Raw genomic sequence first — 19,615 nt, forward strand, 5'->3', positions numbered from 1 at the left:
TTAAAAAATTAAATGACAGAAAATCAGTCAAACATCAAGTGTAGAATTGCAGTTGATGCTATGGGGGGCGATTACGCCCCTTTGAATGTTTTACTGGGTGCTCTTCAAGCTCAAAGTGAATCTTCTGACTTTGAACTAATTCTTGTTGGCAACAAAGAAAAAATTCTTGAAGTTGCAAGACAGCATAATATAAACTTCGATGAAAATCTAATTCATCACGCTCCTGATGTAATTGGGATGGATGAGGTTCCCGTTGTAGCAATTAAATCCAAACCAGATTCATCAATTGTTATTGGTGCTAAATTAGTGAAAGAAAAAAAAGCCGATGCATTTGTTAGTGCTGGCAATACTGGAGCTATGATGGCCGTTTCTACCTTAATTATGGGAAGAATCAAAGGTGTAAGCAGACCAACCATTGGAGCTACTTTCCCAACTGAAAAAGATAAATATTGTATTGTCTTTGATGCTGGTTCAAGTGTCGATAGCAAACCCCAACATCTTTATGAATATGCAGTCCTCGGCTCTATATTTGCAAAAGAAATTTATGGAATCGAAAATCCTTCCGTAGGAATTTTAAGTGTAGGCGAAGAAGAATCAAAAGGGAATGAACTTGTTTTTTCTACATACAAATTATTAAAAGAATCTAATCTTAATTTTTATGGAAATGTTGAAGGAAGAGATATTTTGAAAGGCACAGTTGATATTGTGGTTTGCGATGGCTTTGTTGGAAATATAATTCTGAAATTTGGTGAAAGTGTTCTGTCTTTACTTAAAACAAAAATTAAAAAGTATGCAAAAGGAGGAATAATTAATAAACTCAAAGCATTGATTGTGAAAAATGTTTTGAAAGTTGCATTAAAAGATATGGATTATCAAACATATGGCGGAGTTCCGCTGCTTGGAGTAAATGGAATTAGTATAATAGGTCATGGCTCAAGCAGCCCACTTGCCATCAAAAATATGATTCTTAGAGCAAAAGAAATGTATGAAAAAAAATTAATTCAAAAATTCGAGGAGGCTCTTTCTAAAAATGCAATCATCCAGAAAACCAATTAATGCAACCATTACAGCTGTTGGAATGTATGTTCCAGAAAAAGTATTAGACAATAAATATTTTGAATCAATAGTCGATACAAGCGATGAATGGATTACAACTCGAACTGGTATTAAAGAAAGAAGAATTTTAGAAAAAGGCGGCACAAGCGATATGGCTGTGGAAGCTATAAAAGATTTAATGAACAATTTCAAAATAAAACCAGAAGAAATTGATTTAATCATTGTTGCAACAATTACTCCTGATATGTTTTTTCCTTCCACTGCTTGTTTAATTCAGGAAAAAATTGGAGCTAAAAATGCTTGGGGCTTCGATTTGTCTGCAGCATGCTCTGGATTTTTATTTGCACTACAAACCGCAGCAAGTTTTATAGAAAGTGGAAGATATAAAAAAGTTTTAGTTGTTGGTGCCGATAAAATGAGTAGCATAACAGATTATACCGACAGAAATAACTGCATTTTATTTGGCGATGCTGCTTCAGCTGTTTTAGTTGAACCAACTGAAGATTTAACTTTCGGAATCAAAGATTCATTGTTATACTGTGATGGTTCAGGTAAAGACAGCTTATACATGAAAGCTGGTGGTAGTCTTTATCCTGCATCCCACGAAACTGTAGATAATAAATGGCATTATATTTATCAGGATGGCAAAACTGTATTTAAAGCAGCAGTTAAAGGAATGGCAGATGTTTCTTATGAAATTATGAAAAGAAATAATTTAACAGCTGATGATGTAGCTTATCTTGTCCCTCATCAAGCAAATATGAGAATAATTGATGCTACTGCAGAAAGAATGGGGATATCAAGAGACAAAGTGATGATTAATATAGACCGCTATGGAAATACAACTGCTGCAACAATCCCATTATGTCTTACAGAATATTATAAAACCGGCAAATTGAAAAAAGGGGATAATTTAATTCTTGCAGCATTTGGTGCCGGTTATACCTGGGGTGCAATTTATTTAACATGGAGTTTGGATTAATGGGAAAAAAAGCTTTTGTATTCCCCGGTCAGGGTTCTCAATATGTAGGAATGGCTAAAGATTTATTTGAGAACTCAATAGAAGCTAAAGAAATGATTCTTACTGCTGAAGAAGCAACCGGACTTCCTTTATCTCAAATTATGTTTTATGGACCTGAAGAAACTTTAAAACAAACTGACATTACTCAACTATCTATATTTTTGCACAGTGCTGTATTGGTAAGTATTATTAGAACAATGCAGCCAGATATGGTTGCAGGACATTCACTTGGTGAATATTCTGCTTTGCTTGCAGCAAATTCAATTCAATTTTATGATGCAGTAAAATTGGTTCACGCACGCGGCACAGCAATGGCTCAAGCTGGTGTTGAAGAAAAAGGAACTATGGCTGCAATAATTGGCTTATCCGAAGAAAAACTTTTAGAAATTTGTAATCAGGCATCAGCTGATGGCATAGTTCAATGTGCAAATTTTAATTCACCTGGACAAATTGTAATTTCTGGTTCAATCAATGGTGTTAAAAAAGCAATGGAACTGGCAAAGGATTCCGGAGCTAAACTTGTTAAAGAACTTGTAGTAAGCGGTGCTTTTCATTCAGAATTGATGAAAAGTGCACAAATCAAATTTGGCAACTCCCTCAATTCAACAAACTTTTATGATGCAAAAATTCCTGTTTATGCAAATGTAACTGCCCGCCCGGTTCAAAACAAAGATGAAATAAAAAAATTGTTATTCGAGCAAATTATTAATCCAGTAAGGTGGGAAGATACTATTGTAAATATGATTAATGATGGAGCTGATGAATTTTATGAAATCGGACCAGGAAAAGTTTTACAAGGATTAATCAAAAGAATTAACCCAGATGTAAAAATTTTTGGGATTGATAAGTATACAGAGGTTGAAAGGTATCTTTGATGGAAAATAAATTTGAAAAGAAAATTAATGGTCTTTATATCGACCCGTTAATTTTTACGCACAAATTTGTAAAAGGATGTGATGTTTGCATTTGTTCTGGCGAATGCTGTTACTATGGCGTTTACACTGATAAAAAAGAATATGAAAGAATTCTCGAAATAAAAGATATAATTATTGCTGAAATGGATGATTCTCAATGTAAAGATTCAGATAAATGGTTTGAAGAACCAGAACAGGATAGCGATTTTGAATCAGGTATTGCCATTGGAACTCAAGTTTATAATGGTAAATGTGTATTTCTTGATAAACAAGGATTTTGCACACTTCAAAAAATTGCTCTAAAAAATGGCGAATACAAGTGGAAATATAAACCTTTGTATTGTATATTATTTCCATTAGTAATTTATGAAGGTGTGCTTACAATAGATGACGACCATCTTGGAAGAATGCATTATTGTAATAAAATTCAAAATCAGGTTTCTACAGTTTTTGATGCATGTAAAAATGAATTAATCCATTTATTAGGCGAAAAAGGTTACGAAGAACTTCTTGAATATCGTAATCAATATTTTTCTCAAATAAAAGAAGGAATAAAAAATGAGATTATTAAATAAAAAAGCTATTGTAACCGGGGGCTCAAGAGGAATTGGCAGAGCCATAGTTGAACAATTAGCAAAAGAAGGCTGCAGCGTTATTTTTACTTATTACGCACCAACAGAAGAGCTACTAAAAATTGAAACCGAAAATGCAAAAAAAGTTGAAACAGAATTAAACAGTGACAAAGTGAAAGTTTTTGGTTATGTTGCAGATGCATCATCATTTAATGCTGCACAGGAAACAGTTAATTTTGCTTTGGAAAAATTGGGCGGCATTGATATTTTAGTTAATAATGTTGGAATAACTAAGGATAATTTGCTGCTTAGAATGAGCGAAGAAGATTTTGACCTCGTCCTTAACATAAATTTAAAAAGTGTTTTTAATTATACTAAAGCTGTTATTAAAAATATGATTTCACAAAAGTATGGTAAAATTGTAAATATTAGTTCTGTTGTTGGAATAATTGGAAATGCAGGTCAAGCAAATTATGTAGCTTCGAAAGCTGGAATAATTGGACTAACAAAATCTAATGCTAAAGAATTTGCATCAAGAAATATAAATGTTAATGCTGTTGCCCCTGGGTTTATTGAAACTGATATGACAAGTAAATTAACAGAACAACAAAAAGAATCTTACATGAATTTGGTACCTTTGAGAAGATTTGGCAAACCTGAAGATGTAGCTAAAGTTGTTGCATTTTTATGCAGTGACGATGCAAATTATATTACTGGACAGGTAATTCCTGTTGATGGCGGAATGGTTATGTGAAATTTTTTACTTGAATAAATCTAACTAACATTATTTAACAAACATAAAAGGAGATCTAAATGGATATCGAAGCAAAAGTAAAAGAAATTATTATGGATAAACTCGGTGTTGAAGAATCTCAAATAACACCGGAGGCATCCTTTACAAAAGACCTTGGTGCAGATTCTCTTGATATTGTTGAATTAGTTATGGGTTTCGAATCTGCATTTGAAATTTCAATTCCAGATGAAGATGCCGAAAAAATTTCTACTGTTGGTGATGCTATAAAATATTTAAAGGAAAAAGTTAGCTGATTTTTATACGAGGCTGTCAATAAATTTTTATCGTTATCTATAATTTTTTTTGGCAGCCTCTCTCTGTCTTTAAAATTCCATAACAAAAAGAGCGGAATATGAATAAAAGAAGAGTAGTAATTACCGGCTTGGGCGCAGTGACGCCTATAGGAAATAACATTCAAGAATTATGGGAAGGATTAATTACTGGTCGTAATGGTGCTGGTAAAATAACAAAATTTGATGCCTCAATTTTTGCTACTCAATTTGCTTGCGAAGTGAAAAATTTTGATCCATCTGTTTACATAGATAAAAAAGAATTAAAAAGAATGGACATCTATTCACACTTTGCACTTGCATCGGCAGCAATGGCTCTTGAAGATTCTAAACTTGATTTATCCAAAATCGACCTTAACATGGCAGGTGTTGTTTTTGGAAGTGGTATTGGAGGAATTTTAACTTTCGAAGAACAACACAATTTATTCTTGCAAGGCGGTCCCAAAAAAGTAAGTCCATTCTTTGTTCCTATGATGATTCCTGATATTGCTGCAGGACATATTTCAATCAGATATGGATTAAAAGGACCTAACTATGCTACTGTTTCTGCATGTGCAACTTCATCTCATGCAATTGCAGATGCATTTATTCTTATCCAAAGAGGTTCTGCAGATATAATGTTTTGCGGTGGTTCTGAAGCTCCAATCACACAAATGTCAATTGCCGGCTTTAATGCTGCTCGTGCTCTTTCCACATGGAACGATAGATATCTTGAAGCATCCAGACCATTTGATAAAGACAGAAATGGTTTTGTAATGGGTGAAGGCGGAGGTGTTTTAATTCTGGAAGAATTAGAACATGCTCTTAAGAGAGGCGCAAAAATTTATGCAGAAATTGTCGGTGTAGGTTTAACTGCTGATGCATATCATATCACTGCTCCAGCTCCAGAAGGTGAAGGTGCTGTTCGCTCAATGAAAGAAGCTTTACGCGATGCAAATGTTCAGCCAGAAGTAGTTGATTATATCAATGCTCATGGAACATCAACTGAATTAAATGATGTTAACGAAACTAAAGCTATCAAAAAAGTTTTTGGTGAACATGCATATAAACTTGCCGTAAGTTCTACAAAATCAATGACAGGTCATCTGCTTGGTGCTGCCGGGGCTGTAGAAGCTATCATTACTGTTCTTTCAATAGTCAACAGCACAATTCCACCAACAATTAATTTAGATGAACCTGATCCGGAATGCGACTTAAATTATACCCCCAAAATTGCAGTCAAAAAAGAAATTAAATATGCATTGAGTAATACATTTGGTTTTGGCGGTCACAATGCATCTATTTTATTCAAAAAATTTGAAGAATAATTTTACTATTAAATGTGTTAAAGAAACTTTTTAAGAATAACGATTACATTAAAATATTGTTCAAACATTTTATTGATAAAAAATCTCTTGAATCACTGCTCGGATTCAAGATTAAACATAAAAATATTTACTTAAAAGCATTAACTCACACATCATTTCTCGAATTACATCCAGAATTAGGAAAATCAAATGAACGACTGGAATTTTTAGGCGATTCTGTCTTAAATCTTGTTGTTGCAAAATATCTTTTTGATAATTACGGCGATGAAGGAGAAGGATTTTTAACTAAAGCAAGAGCATCTCTTGTTAATCGAAACAGACTGTGTGAAGTTTCAGAAAAAATTGGTTTAAAAAATTTTATTTTATACAATGAAAAATATATTGGCGAAAGTGAAGAAGGTTTTAAAACAATTCTTGCAGATGCACTTGAAGCTCTGATTGGAGCTGTCTTTATAGATAAAGGCTTTAAAGCTGCAAATAAATTTATTTTGAAAAATATAATTAATCCCTACGAAAGGAATCATGAATATTTAATTGATACTAACTACAAAGGACAACTGCTTGAATACACACATGCTAATAAATTAGATACACCCAAATATGTAGTAATCAGCGAAGAAGGACCTGAACACAAAAAAGAATTTACAGTTGATGTTTACATTGGTTCTGAAAAATTTGGAACTGGAAAAGGAAAAAATAAAAAGACTGCTGAACAAAATGCATCAAAAATTGCTCTATCCAAATTAACTCGTCTGTTTAACAATTCTTAATTTGATTTTCAAAACATCATCAATTAATTACTTTGAAAATATTTTTAATTAATCTTAACTAATAATTCCACTTTCCTAAATTATCTTGAATTCATTCTAATTAGCTATATTTACCATATTGAATATTTAAAAAAGGTTTGTTTATGAAAAATATTTCTTTTTATGACAAATTCGTCGATAGACACATTGGTCCAAGCGACGAAGACATTCAAAAAATGTGTGAGATAATTGGGGTTGGTTCTCTTGATGAATTAATTGATAAAACAGTGCCTGCCTCAATTCGATTAAATCAAAAATTACAACTTGATGAACCATTAACAGAGTATCAATTAATTGTTCGGTTAAAAGAAATTGCATCCAAAAACAAAATTTTCAAAAACTATATTGGATTGGGTTATTACCCAACAATTACACCTGCTGTAATTAAAAGAAATATACTTGAAAACCCAGGTTGGTATACTCAGTACACTCCATATCAAGCAGAAATATCGCAGGGAAGGTTAGAGGCATTGCTAAATTTTCAAACAATGATTATTGATTTAACAAAAATGGAAATTGCAAATGCATCGCTTCTTGATGAAGGAACTGCAGCAGCCGAAGCAATGTCGATGCTTTTTAATTCAAGAAAAACAAATAAAAAAAATTCTAATGTGTTCTTTGTATCGGATGAAGTTTTTCCACAAACAATTGATGTTCTCAAAACTCGCAGTGAGCCCTTAGGCATTAAATTGAGAATAGGAAAACTAAATGAAATTGAATTAACTGATGATATCTTTGGAATTCTTGTTCAATATCCAACTGCTGATGGAGAAGTTTATGATTACTCAAAACTTTTTGAAGAAGCAGAATCAAAAGGAATTTATAAAGCTGTAGCTGCGGATTTATTGAGTCTTGCTCTGCTTACTCCCCCAGGAGAATTTGGTGCTGATGTCGTTGTTGGTTCTACACAAAGATTTGGTGTGCCAATGGGTTTCGGAGGACCTCATGCTGCCTATTTTGCTGCTAAAGAAGAATTTAAAAGACAAATACCTGGAAGAATTATTGGTGTATCAATCGATTCGCATGGTAAACCTGCATTAAGAATGGCTCTTCAAACAAGAGAACAACATATCAAAAGAGAACATGCAACAAGCAATATTTGTACTGCTCAAGTTTTGCTTGCAATTATGGCTGGAATGTTTGCTGTTTATCATGGTCCAAAAGGAATAAAAGCAATTGCTGAAAGAATTCATAAATTGACTTCTATTCTCGATAATGCTCTTTTGAAATTAGGAATTAATCAGGTCAACAAAAATTATTTTGATACTCTTAAAATTATTTTAACAACAAATGAAGAATTAGAAAAAGTAAGAACCCTCGCATTAGAAAATAAAATTAACTTTAGATACATCAATCCTGTAACAATTGGAATCTCTTTGAGTGAAGTTGATACACTTGAAGATGTTAAACAAATTCTCAAAATCTTTTCTGAAGCATTAAACAAAAAATATGATGATAACTTTCTTGATTTAGAATTTTATAAAGAATTCCCTGAACCATTGAAAAGAAAAAGTGATTACCTATCGCATCCTGTATTTAATTCCTATTATTCAGAAACCGAAATGATGCGCTATATTAAAAATCTTGAAAGAAAAGATTTATCATTAACAACATCAATGATATCGCTCGGTTCATGCACAATGAAATTAAATGCTGCTTCAGAATTATTTGCAATTTCATGGGATGAATTTGCAAACATTCATCCATTTGCACCTTTAGACCAAGCAGAAGGATATTTACAAATATTTAAAGAACTCGAAGACGATTTGAAAAAAATTACAGGGTTTGATGCTGTATCACTTCAACCTAATTCAGGTGCACAAGGTGAATTTACAGGTTTAATGGTAATTAGAGCATATCATCATAGTCGAGGAGATTTCAATAGAAATATTGTTCTTATTCCTTCATCTGCACATGGAACAAATCCTGCAAGTGCTGTTATGGCAGGAAATAAAGTTGTTGTTGTAAAATGTGATGAAAATGGAAATATTGATGTTAATGATTTAAAACAAAAAGCAGAACAATATAAAGAAAATTTATCCGCATTAATGGTAACTTATCCTTCAACTCATGGTGTGTTTGAAGAAGAGATTAGAAAAATATGTGATATAATTCATGAGAATGGTGGACTTGTTTATATGGATGGCGCAAATTTAAATGCACAAGTTGGATTAACTAATCCTGCATATATTGGTGCAGATGTTTGTCACCTTAATCTTCACAAAACTTTTGCAATACCTCATGGAGGCGGAGGACCTGGAGCTGGACCTATAGCAGTTGCAAAACATTTATCACCATTTCTACCTGGTCATCCGTTAGTAAAAGTTGGCGGAGAAAAATCAATCACAGCTGTTGCTTCAGCTCCATGGGGCAGTGCAAGTATTCTTTTAATCTCTTATGCTTATATTAAAATGATGGGCGCTGAAGGACTTACAAAAGCAACCAAAGTTGCTATCCTAAATGCTAATTACATTAAAGCAAAATTGAAAGATTTTTATCATGCTCTTTATACTGGGAAGAATGGTTTTGTTGCTCATGAATTAATTTTTGATACAAGAAAATTTAAGCAAACTGCAAATATAGATGTTGATGATATTGCAAAACGACTAATGGATTATGGTTATCATGCTCCAACTGTTTCTTTTCCTGTGCCAGGAACTTTAATGGTTGAACCAACTGAAAGTGAATCATTAAAAGAACTTGATAGATTTTGTGATGTTTTGATTTCGATTAGAAAAGAAATTGAAGAAATTGAAAAAGGTATTTGTGATAAAAATGATAATGTTCTTAAAAATGCTCCTCATACTGCAGAAGATGTTGTAAGCGATAATTGGAATCATTCATATTCAAGAATGAAAGCAGCTTTTCCGGCTAATTATTTGATTGGTAATAAGTTCTGGACTTCAGTTGGAAGAATTAATAATGCTTATGGCGATAGAAATTTAGTATGCAGCTGCATCCCAATAAGTGAATATGAAAAAAACGTAGCTTGATTAATGAATAAAGAACTAATCGAAATTTGCAAACTTCTAAAAAAATCAAAAAGGATTGCGGTGATTGGAATATCCCGCAATCCTGATAAAATCAGCAGAATTATTGCTGAGTTCCTTATAGACAAAGGTTATGAAGTTTTTGGTGTCAATCCAAATTTTAGTAATGCTGATGGAATAAAAGTTTATCCACGATTAATTGACATACCTTATGATATTGATATTGTAAATGTATTCCGAAAATCTCAGGATATTCCTGAAATAATTCCTGATGTAATTAAAAAGAATCCTGGAGCACTATGGCTTCAACAAGGAATTCAAAACGATAATGCTGTTAAACCTGTAATTGAAAATGGAATTTTTACTGTGCAGGATAAATGCATAATGGTTTATTATAACTTATGTAAAAATTCTAATTTATTATGAAGTATTCATAACTTATGGAAAAAAATCTTAGTAATTCAACGAATCAATATTTATCTGATAAGGAACTTTATTATTCTTCTTATTTAACTGATAACGAAATTTTTATTGAAGGGGAAGAACTTCATCATATCAAAAATGTAATGAGACACAAAATTGGCGATGAAATTTATATTACTGATGGATGCGGCAATATTTTTAGATGTAGAATTGATAACATCTCAAAGAATACATCTAAATGTTTAATTATCGAGAAATTTATATATGATAATAAATTTTCAAATTTTGTATTCTGCATACCTCGATTAAAAAATAACGAACGCCTTGAATTTGCTATTGAAAAATGTGTTGAACTTGGTATAACAAATTTTTTATTCTTTGAATCAGAAAGAACAATTGCCAGAGGTTTTAAGAAAGAAAGGATTAAAAAATTATTGTTATCTTCAATGAAGCAATCACTTCAGGGATGGCTCCCAAAAGCAGATTTTATTGATAACATAATTGAAATAAACAAATATGAAGGGAACAAAATTTTTTTTGAACAAAAGTCAGAAAGATTTTTTAGAGATTTTTTGTTAGATAAAAAAAATATAGAGGATAAGAACAAGTTCTATTTTATTTTTGGTCCTGAAGGAGGTTTTTCAGAAAATGAAATTTCTAAAATTAATTCTCCAGTTTTATTACGAATTACACCAAACAGATTAAGAAGTGAAACTGCAATTATAACGGCAGCATCACTTTTATCTACATTAATTCAATAGTTTTTTTAACAAGCTTCTCAAATTTAATTTTTACTTTTTCAGCTGTATCAATTACTTCCTGATGCGAAAGTTTATTTGGAGATAATCCAGCAGCATAATTTGTTATGCATGAAATTGCAGCTACTTTCATTTTCATAAATTGAGCATAAAAAGCTTCGTGAACTGTTGACATACCAACTGCATCTCCACCAAATTTTGAAATCATTCTAATTTCAGAGGGAGTTTCATAACTTGGTCCTTTTGTGTACCAGTAAGTGCCTTCTCTTAAAATTATTTTTTCTTCAAGTGCAGCTTTGACGATAAGATTATTCAATTCTTCAGAAGGAAAATCAATCATTGAATTTCTCAACTCAAGTGAAGTTAAACCAATTAGATTAGTAATTTCTTTTTTAATATTTAATGCAATAAATGAACGAATTAGCATCAAATCGCCGGGAACAAAATTTGGGTTGACGCCTCCGGCAGCATTTGTCAATAAAATTTTTTTACAATTAAGTTTAGCAGCAAGATGAACCGGCAGAACACAATCGGAAATTTTATATCCCTCATAAAAATGAATTCTGCCTTGAACTATAAATAATTTCTTGTTTGCATACTTTGAGAAATGGAGGTAACCATTATGTCCTTCAACAGTTGATAGGGGATAAGATGGTAAATTCGAAGTTGAAATTGATTTTACAGTTTCAACTTTATTTGCAAAGTCACCTAAACCACTGCCTAATATTATGCAAATATCCGGTTCAAAAGGAATTTCATCTTTTATAGATTCAATAATATTTCTGTATTTATCATTAATGTTAATCATTAATAAAGAATTCCTGCAAGAGTTGCTGTCATTAAATTAGCTAAAGTTCCTCCAATAACAGCTCGAATTCCTAATTTAGCTAAATCACTTCTTCTATTTGGTGCCAAAGGTGAAATGCCTCCAATTTGAATTGCAATCGAACTGAAATTTGCAAAACCACATAAAGCATAAGTAGCCATTAAAATTGCTTTGTCGTTAATTAAAGTTTTTGCTTCAATCAATTTGCTCATATCGAGATAAGCTACAAATTCATTAAGAACAATTTTAGTTCCTATTAAACTTCCAAAATAATAAGCACTATCCCATGGAACACCAATTCCAAAAGCAAGAAATTGAAGGATTGAACCAAAAATTAATTGAAGACTTAACGGGCTTCCAAATTTTGAAATTAAAAACTGATTAATACCAATTGTATTTCCGAACCATCCAAGAAAATAATTAATCAATGCAATAAGAGCGATAAAAGCAATTAACATTGCTGCAACATTTAGAGCTAATGTTAAACCATCGGATGCACCAGCAGCAGCTGCTTCAATAATATTCGAAGCATTTTTTTCTACTTTTACTTTTACTGTTCCTTTTGTTTCAGGTTCTTCAACTTCAGGAAACATTATCTTTGAAATCAATAATGCAGCTGGAGCTGCCATCACACTTGCGCCAAGAAGATGAGTTGCAAAAATTAATTGTGCTTCCTGCAAAGGAATATTATGAGCTAAAGAAAAAGCTGAACCAAGCATTTGAATGTAAGCAGCCATAACTCCACCAGCAATCGTAGCCATACCACCAACCATAATTGTCAATAATTCACTTTGTGTCATCCCTTTCAAATATGGTTTTATCATTAATGGAGCTTCGGTTTGTCCAACAAAAATATTTGCAGTGCAGGAGAGAGATTCAGCACCACTTGTACCCATCAATCTTGCCATCAACCATGCCATAGCCTGTACAACCTTTTGCATAATTCCAAGATAATAAAGAACCGACATTAAACTTGCAAAGAAAACTATTGTTGGAAGAACTTGAAATGCAAAAAACACACCCAAACTTCCTTCGTTACCTGGACCTAAACCTAAATTTCCAAAAACAAATTTTGCCCCTTCAGTTGTGAAATTCAGAATTAAAACAAAGAAACTGCTGATAAATCTAAAAAAATCCTTAGGCCAGCCTAATGGTTCAAAAATTTTTCTTAAATCATCTCCTTTAAGAATTAGAATGGCAAAAGTAATTTGAATTATTAATCCGCTGGAAACAAGCCGCCAGTTAATTTTTCTTTTGTTATTGGAAATTAAAAATGCTATTCCAATTATAAGAGCTAATCCAATAATTCCACGAATTAATGAAATAATATTCATAAAGTTTCTCGAATTTATTCAGGAATGTAATGACATTTTCGACATCGTGCTTCATAACTTTCCGCAGCTCCAACTAAAACTCTTTCTGATGAAGAAATTTTTCTTTGAGTTTTATCAGCTGGATTTCCACATACTACACAGATTGCCAAAGTTTTTGTGATATATTCAGCTACGGCTAATAATTGAGGTATGGGTTCAAAAGGTTTGCCGGTATAATCCTGGTCTAATCCTGCAACAATAACTCTTTTGCCTTCATTTGCTAATTGGTTGCAAACATCTACCAAATCTAAATCAAAAAATTGTGCTTCGTCTATTCCAATTACCTGAGCATCTTCTGAATACTGTAAAATTTCTTTAGCTGATTCAACAAGAATTGAAGGCATCGATTGCTCGCTGTGTGATACAATTTCACTCTTTGAATATCGAATATCAATTTTCGGTTTGAATATTTTTACTTTTTGTTTTGCAATTTCTGCTCTTCGAAGTCTTCGGATTAATTCTTCAGTTTTACCACTAAACATACATCCTGCTATAACTTCAATCCATCCAGTATTCTTAGGCATTAAATGAGGTGAATGTTCAATCATTTTAAAAATTCTCCACTAAATGAAAATGGAATTAGTTCATTCAATATGAAAGTTTTTAATTCTCCTTTTTGATTGACTAAAATTACTTTTAAGTCTTTCCCGCATAAATCCAAAAGAACCTGACGACATGCACCACATGGGGGACAAAAATCTTCAGCATCACTTGCAATTGCAATTGAATCAAATTTTCTTTCACCATCAAGAATAGCTTGAAATACTGCAGTTCTTTCTGCGCATATTGTTAAGCTGTAAGATGAAGTTTCTATGTTTGCACCAAGATAAATTTTTCCAGATTCTGTTAGAAGTGCGGCACCAACATGAAAATTTGAATATGTGGGTAATCCTTTGGATTTTGCTTCTATTGCCTTTTGGGCAAGTTCTTCAGGAGTTATCATTCTTTCCTTAATTTTTATTTCAAAAATAAGTGATATACATTAGAAAAAAAATTTAAAAAATTTTACTGCATGTAAATTGGGTCGCCTAAATATTTTTTCGAACCCCATTCGAAATTTATGGACTTTTCTTCTTTTCTAAATTCACACTTTTTGAAATCACAAAATTTACATACTTCATCTTTGCAGTAATCCATATGAATTCTTACACTGACTAATGGAAATTTAGACTGCAATAAATCTTCCACAAATTCTTCTTCATGATGTGATTCTTTAATTGTAAAATAAAAGGGAAGTATTAAATGAAAATCAACAAAAATTATTTCACCAGATTTCCAGAAACGAAGATGATGAATATCTATCCAATATTCACGTTTGTTTTGTGTAAGCAAATTTGAAATTGTATTCAAAATTTCTAAATCGGTTTTGTTCATTAAACCGCCGAATGATTCTCTAATTAATTTGTAACCTGTAAATAAAATATTTAGTGCAACTGTAATTGCTATTAGTGGATCAAGGATAAAATAATTTGTTATCAAAACTAAAATCAATCCTGCAACAACTCCAAGACTTGTATATGAATCAGTTAAAACATGTTTACCATCAGCAATAAGTGTTAATGAATTTGTTGATTTACCTTTTTTTATTAAATAAAAACCAAGCAATAAATTTATAATTCCAGCAGCTGCAATAATCGATGTTCCAATATCAAGTTGTTCTGGTAAAATGCCAGTTAAAATATTTTTAATGGAATTATAAATAATTGCAAAAGCAGCAATGATAATTAATAAGCCTTCCAATCCAGCAGAAAAATATTCAATCTTTCCATAACCAAAAAGATGAGTTTCGTCTGCTGGTTTTGAACTTAAATAAATACTGTAAAGTGCAAATCCTGTAGCTGCAATATGAACTACAGATTCAGCTGCATCAGAATAAATTGCTGTGGAATTTGTAATCAGGTAAGCAATGCTTTTTGAAATAAACATTGCAAGACCTACAATTAAAGATAACCATGCAGCTTTTTTCTTATCAGTAATATTATTTTGTTCAAATTTCTGCATAATAATTTTCTTTTATTTTTCAAAGTTACAATTTTCAAAACAATTCTAACAAAGAATTAAAAGAGCTTAATTCCTTATTTTCATTAGAAAAATGTAAAGTGTTTTTCTCACTCATAAGAAATAAACTTAAGAATTCATTTAAAAAATCCGCATTTTTTTAAGAAAATGAGCCGTCGAGGTCTTAATTAACTCTGGCATATATTCTGCAATAATCTTATAACCAAAATTAAAGTGAGTCAGTAATGCATAATCACATCATTCAAAAATATCCTAAAAACGACAGAAGCAATTTGATTGCATTATTGCAGGATATTCAGGAAATCTATGGATATCTTCCTGAAGAAGCGATAAAAGATATTTCAGAACATTTAAATATTCCCGTAAGCAGCGTCTATGGAGTTGCTACATTTTATAATCAATTTAGATTAACACCACTTGGTAAAAATGTAATTAGAGTTTGTCGTGGAACAGCTTGTCATGTTAAAAATTCTGCAAATCTGCTTTTAGCACTTGAAACAGAATTGGGAATCACAGCAGGTAAAACTACAAGAGACAAACTTTTTACTCTTGAAACAGTAGCTTGCATTGGTGCATGCAGCATTGCACCAGTAATTAATATTAATGATGAATATTATGGGAGAGTAACCGTCAAAGAAATCCCAAAAATCATTAACAAATATCGAAGAGAAGCAGCTGTAAAAAGTAAACAAGAACAAACTGAGAGTGTATAATGAAAAGTTTTATAGAAAAATGTTGTGAACAATGCTGGCATAGTGCAGAAACACCATGTGAACAATTTATTGCATGTTGTGTTGATGGTCCACTTTGCCATAAAGATGAAAAATGTCAAGAAAAATTTAAACAACTAAATTCTGTCTTAAAATACTCTGAACATGATATACCTTTGATATTTATTGGAATGGGAACATGTGGACTTGCTTCTGGCGCAGATAAAGTTAAAAAAGCAATTGAAGAGGAACTAAGTAAAAACAATCTCAAGGCTAAAATTATTCCAACAGGATGCATCGGTTATTGTGCTAAAGAGCCAATAGTTGATATTAAATTGCCAGGTAAAGACAGAATTTCTTATTGTGAAATTTTTCCAAAAGATGTTCATGAATTAATTAAAACTACATTAATTGATGGAAATGTTTATAAGAAAAAACTATTGGGCACTTATGGAAAAGGAACTGATTCCATTCCAAATATAAATGAAATCCCATTCTTCAAAAGACAATTAAAAGTTGTTCTCGAAAATTGTGGTATAATTAATCCAACTTCAATTGATGAATATATTTCAGCCGGCGGCTTCAAAGCATTAGATAAATCACTTCGTTTATTAACTCCTGAAACCGTTATTCGAACAGTAAAAGAAAGCGGCTTGAGAGGAAGAGGCGGTGCTGGCTTTTTAACAGGATTAAAATGGGAACTTGCATACAAAAAAGAATCTGATACGAAATATATTATCTGCAATGCAGATGAAGGCGACCCAGGCGCATTTATGGACCGCTCGGTTCTTGAAAGCGACCCATTTAGAGTAATTGAAGGAATGATAATCGGTGCTTATGCAATTGGAGCTTCTTATGGTTATATCTACTGCCGTGCTGAATATCCTCTTGCAATTGAAAGATTACAAAATGCAATTGAAAAATGTAAAGAGTATGGTCTACTTGGAAAAAATATTTTGAATAGTGATTTTGATTTCGAACTAAAAATAAAAAAAGGTGCTGGTGCATTTGTATGCGGCGAAGAAACTGCATTAATTGCTTCCATTGAAGGAAAAAGAGGAATGCCTCGTCCTCGTCCTCCATATCCAGTTGAAGCAGGCTTATGGGGAAAACCAACTGTAATTAACAATGTTGAAACTTTTGCAAATATTCCTCCAATCATTAATCGAGGACAGGAATGGTTTTCTTCAATTGGAACTAAAAGCAGCAAAGGAACAAAAGTATTTGCATTAAGCGGAAAAGTTGTGAATGGCGGTCTTGTAGAAGTTCCAATGGGAATTACATTGAGAGAAGTAGTATTTGAAATTGGCGGCGGAATTCCTAATGATAAAAAATTCAAAGCAATACAAATTGGTGGACCTTCAGGTGGCTGCTTACCTGAATCTGTTTTAGATACAGAAGTTGATTATGAATCATTAAAAGAAGTTGGTGCAATGATGGGCTCAGGTGGATTTGTTGTTATGGACGAAGATACATGTATGGTTGATGTGGCAAAATTTTTCTTAACATTCATTCAAAATGAATCATGTGGAAAATGTGTTCCATGCCGCGAAGGAACAAAAAGAATGCTCGAAATAATTGAAAGAATTCCTGTTCGATATGGGAATAATGGAAATAAAATTGAGCAGTTACAAAGATTTAAAGGAATTATTCATTTGCAAAGATTAGCTGATGTAATTAAAGATACATCACTTTGTGGTCTTGGGCAAAGCGCCCCTAATCCAGTTCTTTCCGGATTAAGATATTTCAGAGAAGAATATGAAGAACATTTATTCGAAAGAAAATGCAAAGCTAAAGTTTGTAAAGAACTTCTCACTTATGAAATTGACCCAGAACTTTGCAATGGTTGCGGCGTATGCTTAAGAAATTGTTCTGCTGATGCAATCATTGGAGAAAAGAAACAACCTCATCAAATCATTCAAATAAAATGTACTAAATGCGGTATGTGTTTTGAATCCTGCCGTTTTGAAGCAGTTAAAGTTTATTAAACTTTTTATGGAGAATAAAATGGTAGAACTAACAATCAATGATATAAAAGTAAAAGCTGAAGAAGGAATGACAATACTCGAAGCAGCTAAATCAGTTGGAATTCACATTCCTACACTTTGTCACATGAAAAATTTATTCCCAACTGGTGCATGCAGAATTTGTGTTGTAGAAGTTGAAGGAATGAGAGGTCTAACGCCAAGCTGTGCTTATCCAGTTATGCAGGGGATGAAAGTTCAAACTAATTCACCACGCGTTCGAGTTGCTCGCAAAACTATTGTTGAATTATTAATTGAAAATCATCCGAAGGATTGTCTTATCTGTGTAAGAAATAAAAATTGTGAACTACAAGATTTGGCTGAAAGATATAATGTTAGAGAACATAGATATGTTGGCGAAAAGAAATCGCATGCTATTGATATTTCAAGTCCATCAATGGAAAGAGACCCAGCTAAATGTATTTTGTGTGGACGATGCGTAAGAACATGCAGCGAAATTCAAAAGATTGGAGCTATCGATTTTACTAATCGCGGATTTAGAAGTAATGTTACAACTCCATTTAACAAGGGCTTAAATGTAAGTGATTGCATCCTTTGTGGTCAGTGCATTCTTGTTTGTCCAACTGCTGCATTGAGAGAAAAAAGTCATGCTAAAGAAGTTGTTGCTGCATTAAACGACAAAAGCAAATTTACAATTGCACAAATAGCTCCCGCTGTTCGTGCTACTTTAGGTGAAGAATACAATTTACCTTTGGGCACTAATGTAACAGGACAAATAATCACTGGATTAAGAAGATTAGGATTCAAAAAAGTATTCGATACAAATTTTGGTGCGGATTTAACAATAATGGAAGAAGCAACTGAATTAATTCATCGAATTACAAGTAACGGCACTTTACCGATGTTCACAAGCTGCTGCCCCGGATGGATAAAATATGCAGAACAAAATTATCCTCATTTATTGAATCATATTTCTACATGCAAATCTCCTCATGAAATGGAAGGTGCAATCTTAAAAACTTATTACGCTAAGAAAATGGGAATTGACCCAAAAGATATTTTTGTTGTTTCCATTATGCCTTGCACCGTTAAAAAATTTGAATCAAACAGACCAGAATTATCTGAACAACATTTGCCAGATGTAGATGCAGTTTTAACAACACGAGAATTGGTTAGATTATTCAAAGTTGCTGGAATTGATTTTAATGATTTACCAGAAGATAACTTTGACAATCCATTAGGAGAATCAACAGGTGCTGCAGCAATTTTTGGAACAAGCGGCGGAGTAATGGAAGCTGCTCTTCGAACAGCTTATTATAAAATTACTGGTGAAGAACTCGAACAGCTCGAATTATCCGATATAAGAGGATTAACCGGCATTAAAGAAAGCTCAATCAATGTTAACGGAATGACTTTTAATATTGCTGTTGTCAACGGAATTGGAAATGTTAAAAAAATTTTAGAAGAAGTAGAAAAAGGAGAATCCAAATATCACTTCATTGAAGTTATGGCTTGTCCAGGAGGTTGTATAAATGGTGGTGGACAACCAATTCATCAAAATCCAGAAAAAGTAAAAAAGCGTGCTCAAGCTCTTTATGAAATTGATGCTAAGATGAAAAACAGACGCTCACATGAAAATGAATCTGTTAAAAAATTATATAAAGAATTCTTAGGTGAACCATGCGGTCATTTATCGCATGAAATTTTGCATACTACTTACATTAACAGAAAAAAGATTTTAGAAGAAGTTTAATAACTGTTCAAGAACT

At 32.4% G+C, this 19,615-nt stretch carries 19 protein-coding genes; 14 read left to right on the top strand and 5 right to left on the bottom strand.

Features of this window, described 5'->3' with window-relative positions; translation table 11 throughout:
* The first annotated feature begins 12 nt into the window (after positions 1-12).
* The 11 genes from plsX (at position 13) to AC27L2_RS01850 (ending at position 10,936) form a co-directional block, all read left to right on the top strand.
* On the top strand, positions 13-1,056 hold the full coding sequence (gene plsX, locus AC27L2_RS01800; RefSeq protein ID WP_487209942.1) for a phosphate acyltransferase PlsX: 1,044 nt from the start codon (positions 13-15) through the stop codon (positions 1,054-1,056).
* Positions 1,031-2,038: a beta-ketoacyl-ACP synthase III gene (locus AC27L2_RS01805; RefSeq protein ID WP_487209943.1), complete on the top strand. Its 1,008-nt coding sequence runs from the start codon at positions 1,031-1,033 to the stop codon at positions 2,036-2,038. The genes plsX and AC27L2_RS01805 overlap by 26 nt, the downstream gene beginning before the upstream one ends.
* Positions 2,038-2,952 carry an ACP S-malonyltransferase gene (gene fabD / locus AC27L2_RS01810; RefSeq protein ID WP_487209944.1) on the top strand — a complete coding sequence of 305 codons (915 nt, stop codon included), beginning with the start codon at positions 2,038-2,040 and terminating at the stop codon, positions 2,950-2,952. Before AC27L2_RS01805 ends, fabD begins: the two co-directional genes overlap by 1 nt.
* On the top strand, positions 2,952-3,566 hold the full coding sequence (locus AC27L2_RS01815) for a DUF3109 family protein (RefSeq protein WP_487209945.1): 615 nt from the start codon (positions 2,952-2,954) through the stop codon (positions 3,564-3,566). Before fabD ends, AC27L2_RS01815 begins: the two co-directional genes overlap by 1 nt.
* Positions 3,550-4,317, top strand: coding sequence for a 3-oxoacyl-[acyl-carrier-protein] reductase (gene fabG / locus AC27L2_RS01820; RefSeq protein ID WP_487209946.1), 768 nt, complete (start codon positions 3,550-3,552; stop codon positions 4,315-4,317). The genes AC27L2_RS01815 and fabG overlap by 17 nt, the downstream gene beginning before the upstream one ends.
* A 59-nt stretch (positions 4,318-4,376) precedes the next feature.
* Positions 4,377-4,610 carry an acyl carrier protein gene (locus AC27L2_RS01825; protein WP_487209947.1) on the top strand — a complete coding sequence of 78 codons (234 nt, stop codon included), beginning with the start codon at positions 4,377-4,379 and terminating at the stop codon, positions 4,608-4,610.
* Positions 4,611-4,708: 98 nt separating this feature from the next.
* On the top strand, positions 4,709-5,953 hold the full coding sequence (fabF, locus tag AC27L2_RS01830; RefSeq protein WP_487209948.1) for a beta-ketoacyl-ACP synthase II: 1,245 nt from the start codon (positions 4,709-4,711) through the stop codon (positions 5,951-5,953).
* Between the two features lie 14 nt (positions 5,954-5,967).
* Positions 5,968-6,723 (top strand): ribonuclease III, encoded by a 756-nt coding sequence (gene rnc / locus AC27L2_RS01835; protein ID WP_487209949.1) that lies wholly within the window; start codon positions 5,968-5,970, stop codon positions 6,721-6,723.
* Positions 6,724-6,866: 143 nt separating this feature from the next.
* Complete coding sequence (gene gcvP, locus AC27L2_RS01840) at positions 6,867-9,755, top strand: aminomethyl-transferring glycine dehydrogenase (protein ID WP_487209950.1); 2,889 nt, start codon at positions 6,867-6,869, stop codon at positions 9,753-9,755.
* A gap of 3 nt (positions 9,756-9,758) precedes the next feature.
* Positions 9,759-10,178: a CoA-binding protein gene (locus AC27L2_RS01845; RefSeq protein ID WP_487209951.1), complete on the top strand. Its 420-nt coding sequence runs from the start codon at positions 9,759-9,761 to the stop codon at positions 10,176-10,178.
* 14 nt (positions 10,179-10,192) lie between these two features.
* A complete protein-coding gene (locus AC27L2_RS01850; protein ID WP_487209952.1) occupies positions 10,193-10,936 on the top strand; it encodes an RsmE family RNA methyltransferase in 744 nt (247 codons plus the stop codon).
* Here the strand turns inward: AC27L2_RS01850 and AC27L2_RS01855 are convergent.
* The 5 genes from AC27L2_RS01855 to AC27L2_RS01875 all read right to left on the bottom strand — a co-directional run bounded on the left by AC27L2_RS01855 (position 10,920) and on the right by AC27L2_RS01875 (position 15,133).
* Positions 10,920-11,741, bottom strand: coding sequence for a purine-nucleoside phosphorylase (locus AC27L2_RS01855; RefSeq protein WP_487209953.1), 822 nt, complete (start codon positions 11,739-11,741; stop codon positions 10,920-10,922). The two genes, AC27L2_RS01850 and AC27L2_RS01855, sit on opposite strands and share 17 nt — an antisense overlap.
* Entirely contained in the window at positions 11,741-13,093 is a 1,353-nt protein-coding gene (locus tag AC27L2_RS01860; RefSeq protein ID WP_487209954.1) for a NupC/NupG family nucleoside CNT transporter, read from the bottom strand. Before AC27L2_RS01860 ends, AC27L2_RS01855 begins: the two co-directional genes overlap by 1 nt.
* Before the next feature lie 14 nt (positions 13,094-13,107).
* On the bottom strand, positions 13,108-13,680 hold the full coding sequence (locus AC27L2_RS01865) for a thymidine kinase (protein ID WP_487209955.1): 573 nt from the start codon (positions 13,678-13,680) through the stop codon (positions 13,108-13,110).
* A complete protein-coding gene (gene cdd / locus AC27L2_RS01870) occupies positions 13,677-14,075 on the bottom strand; it encodes a cytidine deaminase (RefSeq protein ID WP_487209956.1) in 399 nt (132 codons plus the stop codon). Before cdd ends, AC27L2_RS01865 begins: the two co-directional genes overlap by 4 nt.
* Positions 14,076-14,137: 62 nt before the next feature.
* Positions 14,138-15,133 (bottom strand): cation diffusion facilitator family transporter, encoded by a 996-nt coding sequence (locus AC27L2_RS01875; RefSeq protein WP_487209957.1) that lies wholly within the window; start codon positions 15,131-15,133, stop codon positions 14,138-14,140.
* Between the two features lie 242 nt (positions 15,134-15,375).
* On the opposite strand from AC27L2_RS01875, the gene nuoE reads away from it, so the two are divergent.
* Genes nuoE through AC27L2_RS01890 form a run of 3 tightly spaced genes read left to right on the top strand, consistent with a single transcriptional unit; the run spans position 15,376 to position 19,599 of the window.
* Entirely contained in the window at positions 15,376-15,864 is a 489-nt protein-coding gene (gene nuoE, locus AC27L2_RS01880) for an NADH-quinone oxidoreductase subunit NuoE (protein ID WP_487209958.1), read from the top strand.
* Complete coding sequence (locus AC27L2_RS01885) at positions 15,864-17,849, top strand: NADH-ubiquinone oxidoreductase-F iron-sulfur binding region domain-containing protein (protein ID WP_487209959.1); 1,986 nt, start codon at positions 15,864-15,866, stop codon at positions 17,847-17,849. Before nuoE ends, AC27L2_RS01885 begins: the two co-directional genes overlap by 1 nt.
* 19 nt (positions 17,850-17,868) lie before the next feature.
* Positions 17,869-19,599: an NADH-dependent [FeFe] hydrogenase, group A6 gene (locus AC27L2_RS01890; protein ID WP_487209960.1), complete on the top strand. Its 1,731-nt coding sequence runs from the start codon at positions 17,869-17,871 to the stop codon at positions 19,597-19,599.
* The last annotated feature ends 16 nt before the right edge of the window (positions 19,600-19,615 follow it).

This window comes from Rosettibacter sp. KY25, assembly GCF_057554405.1.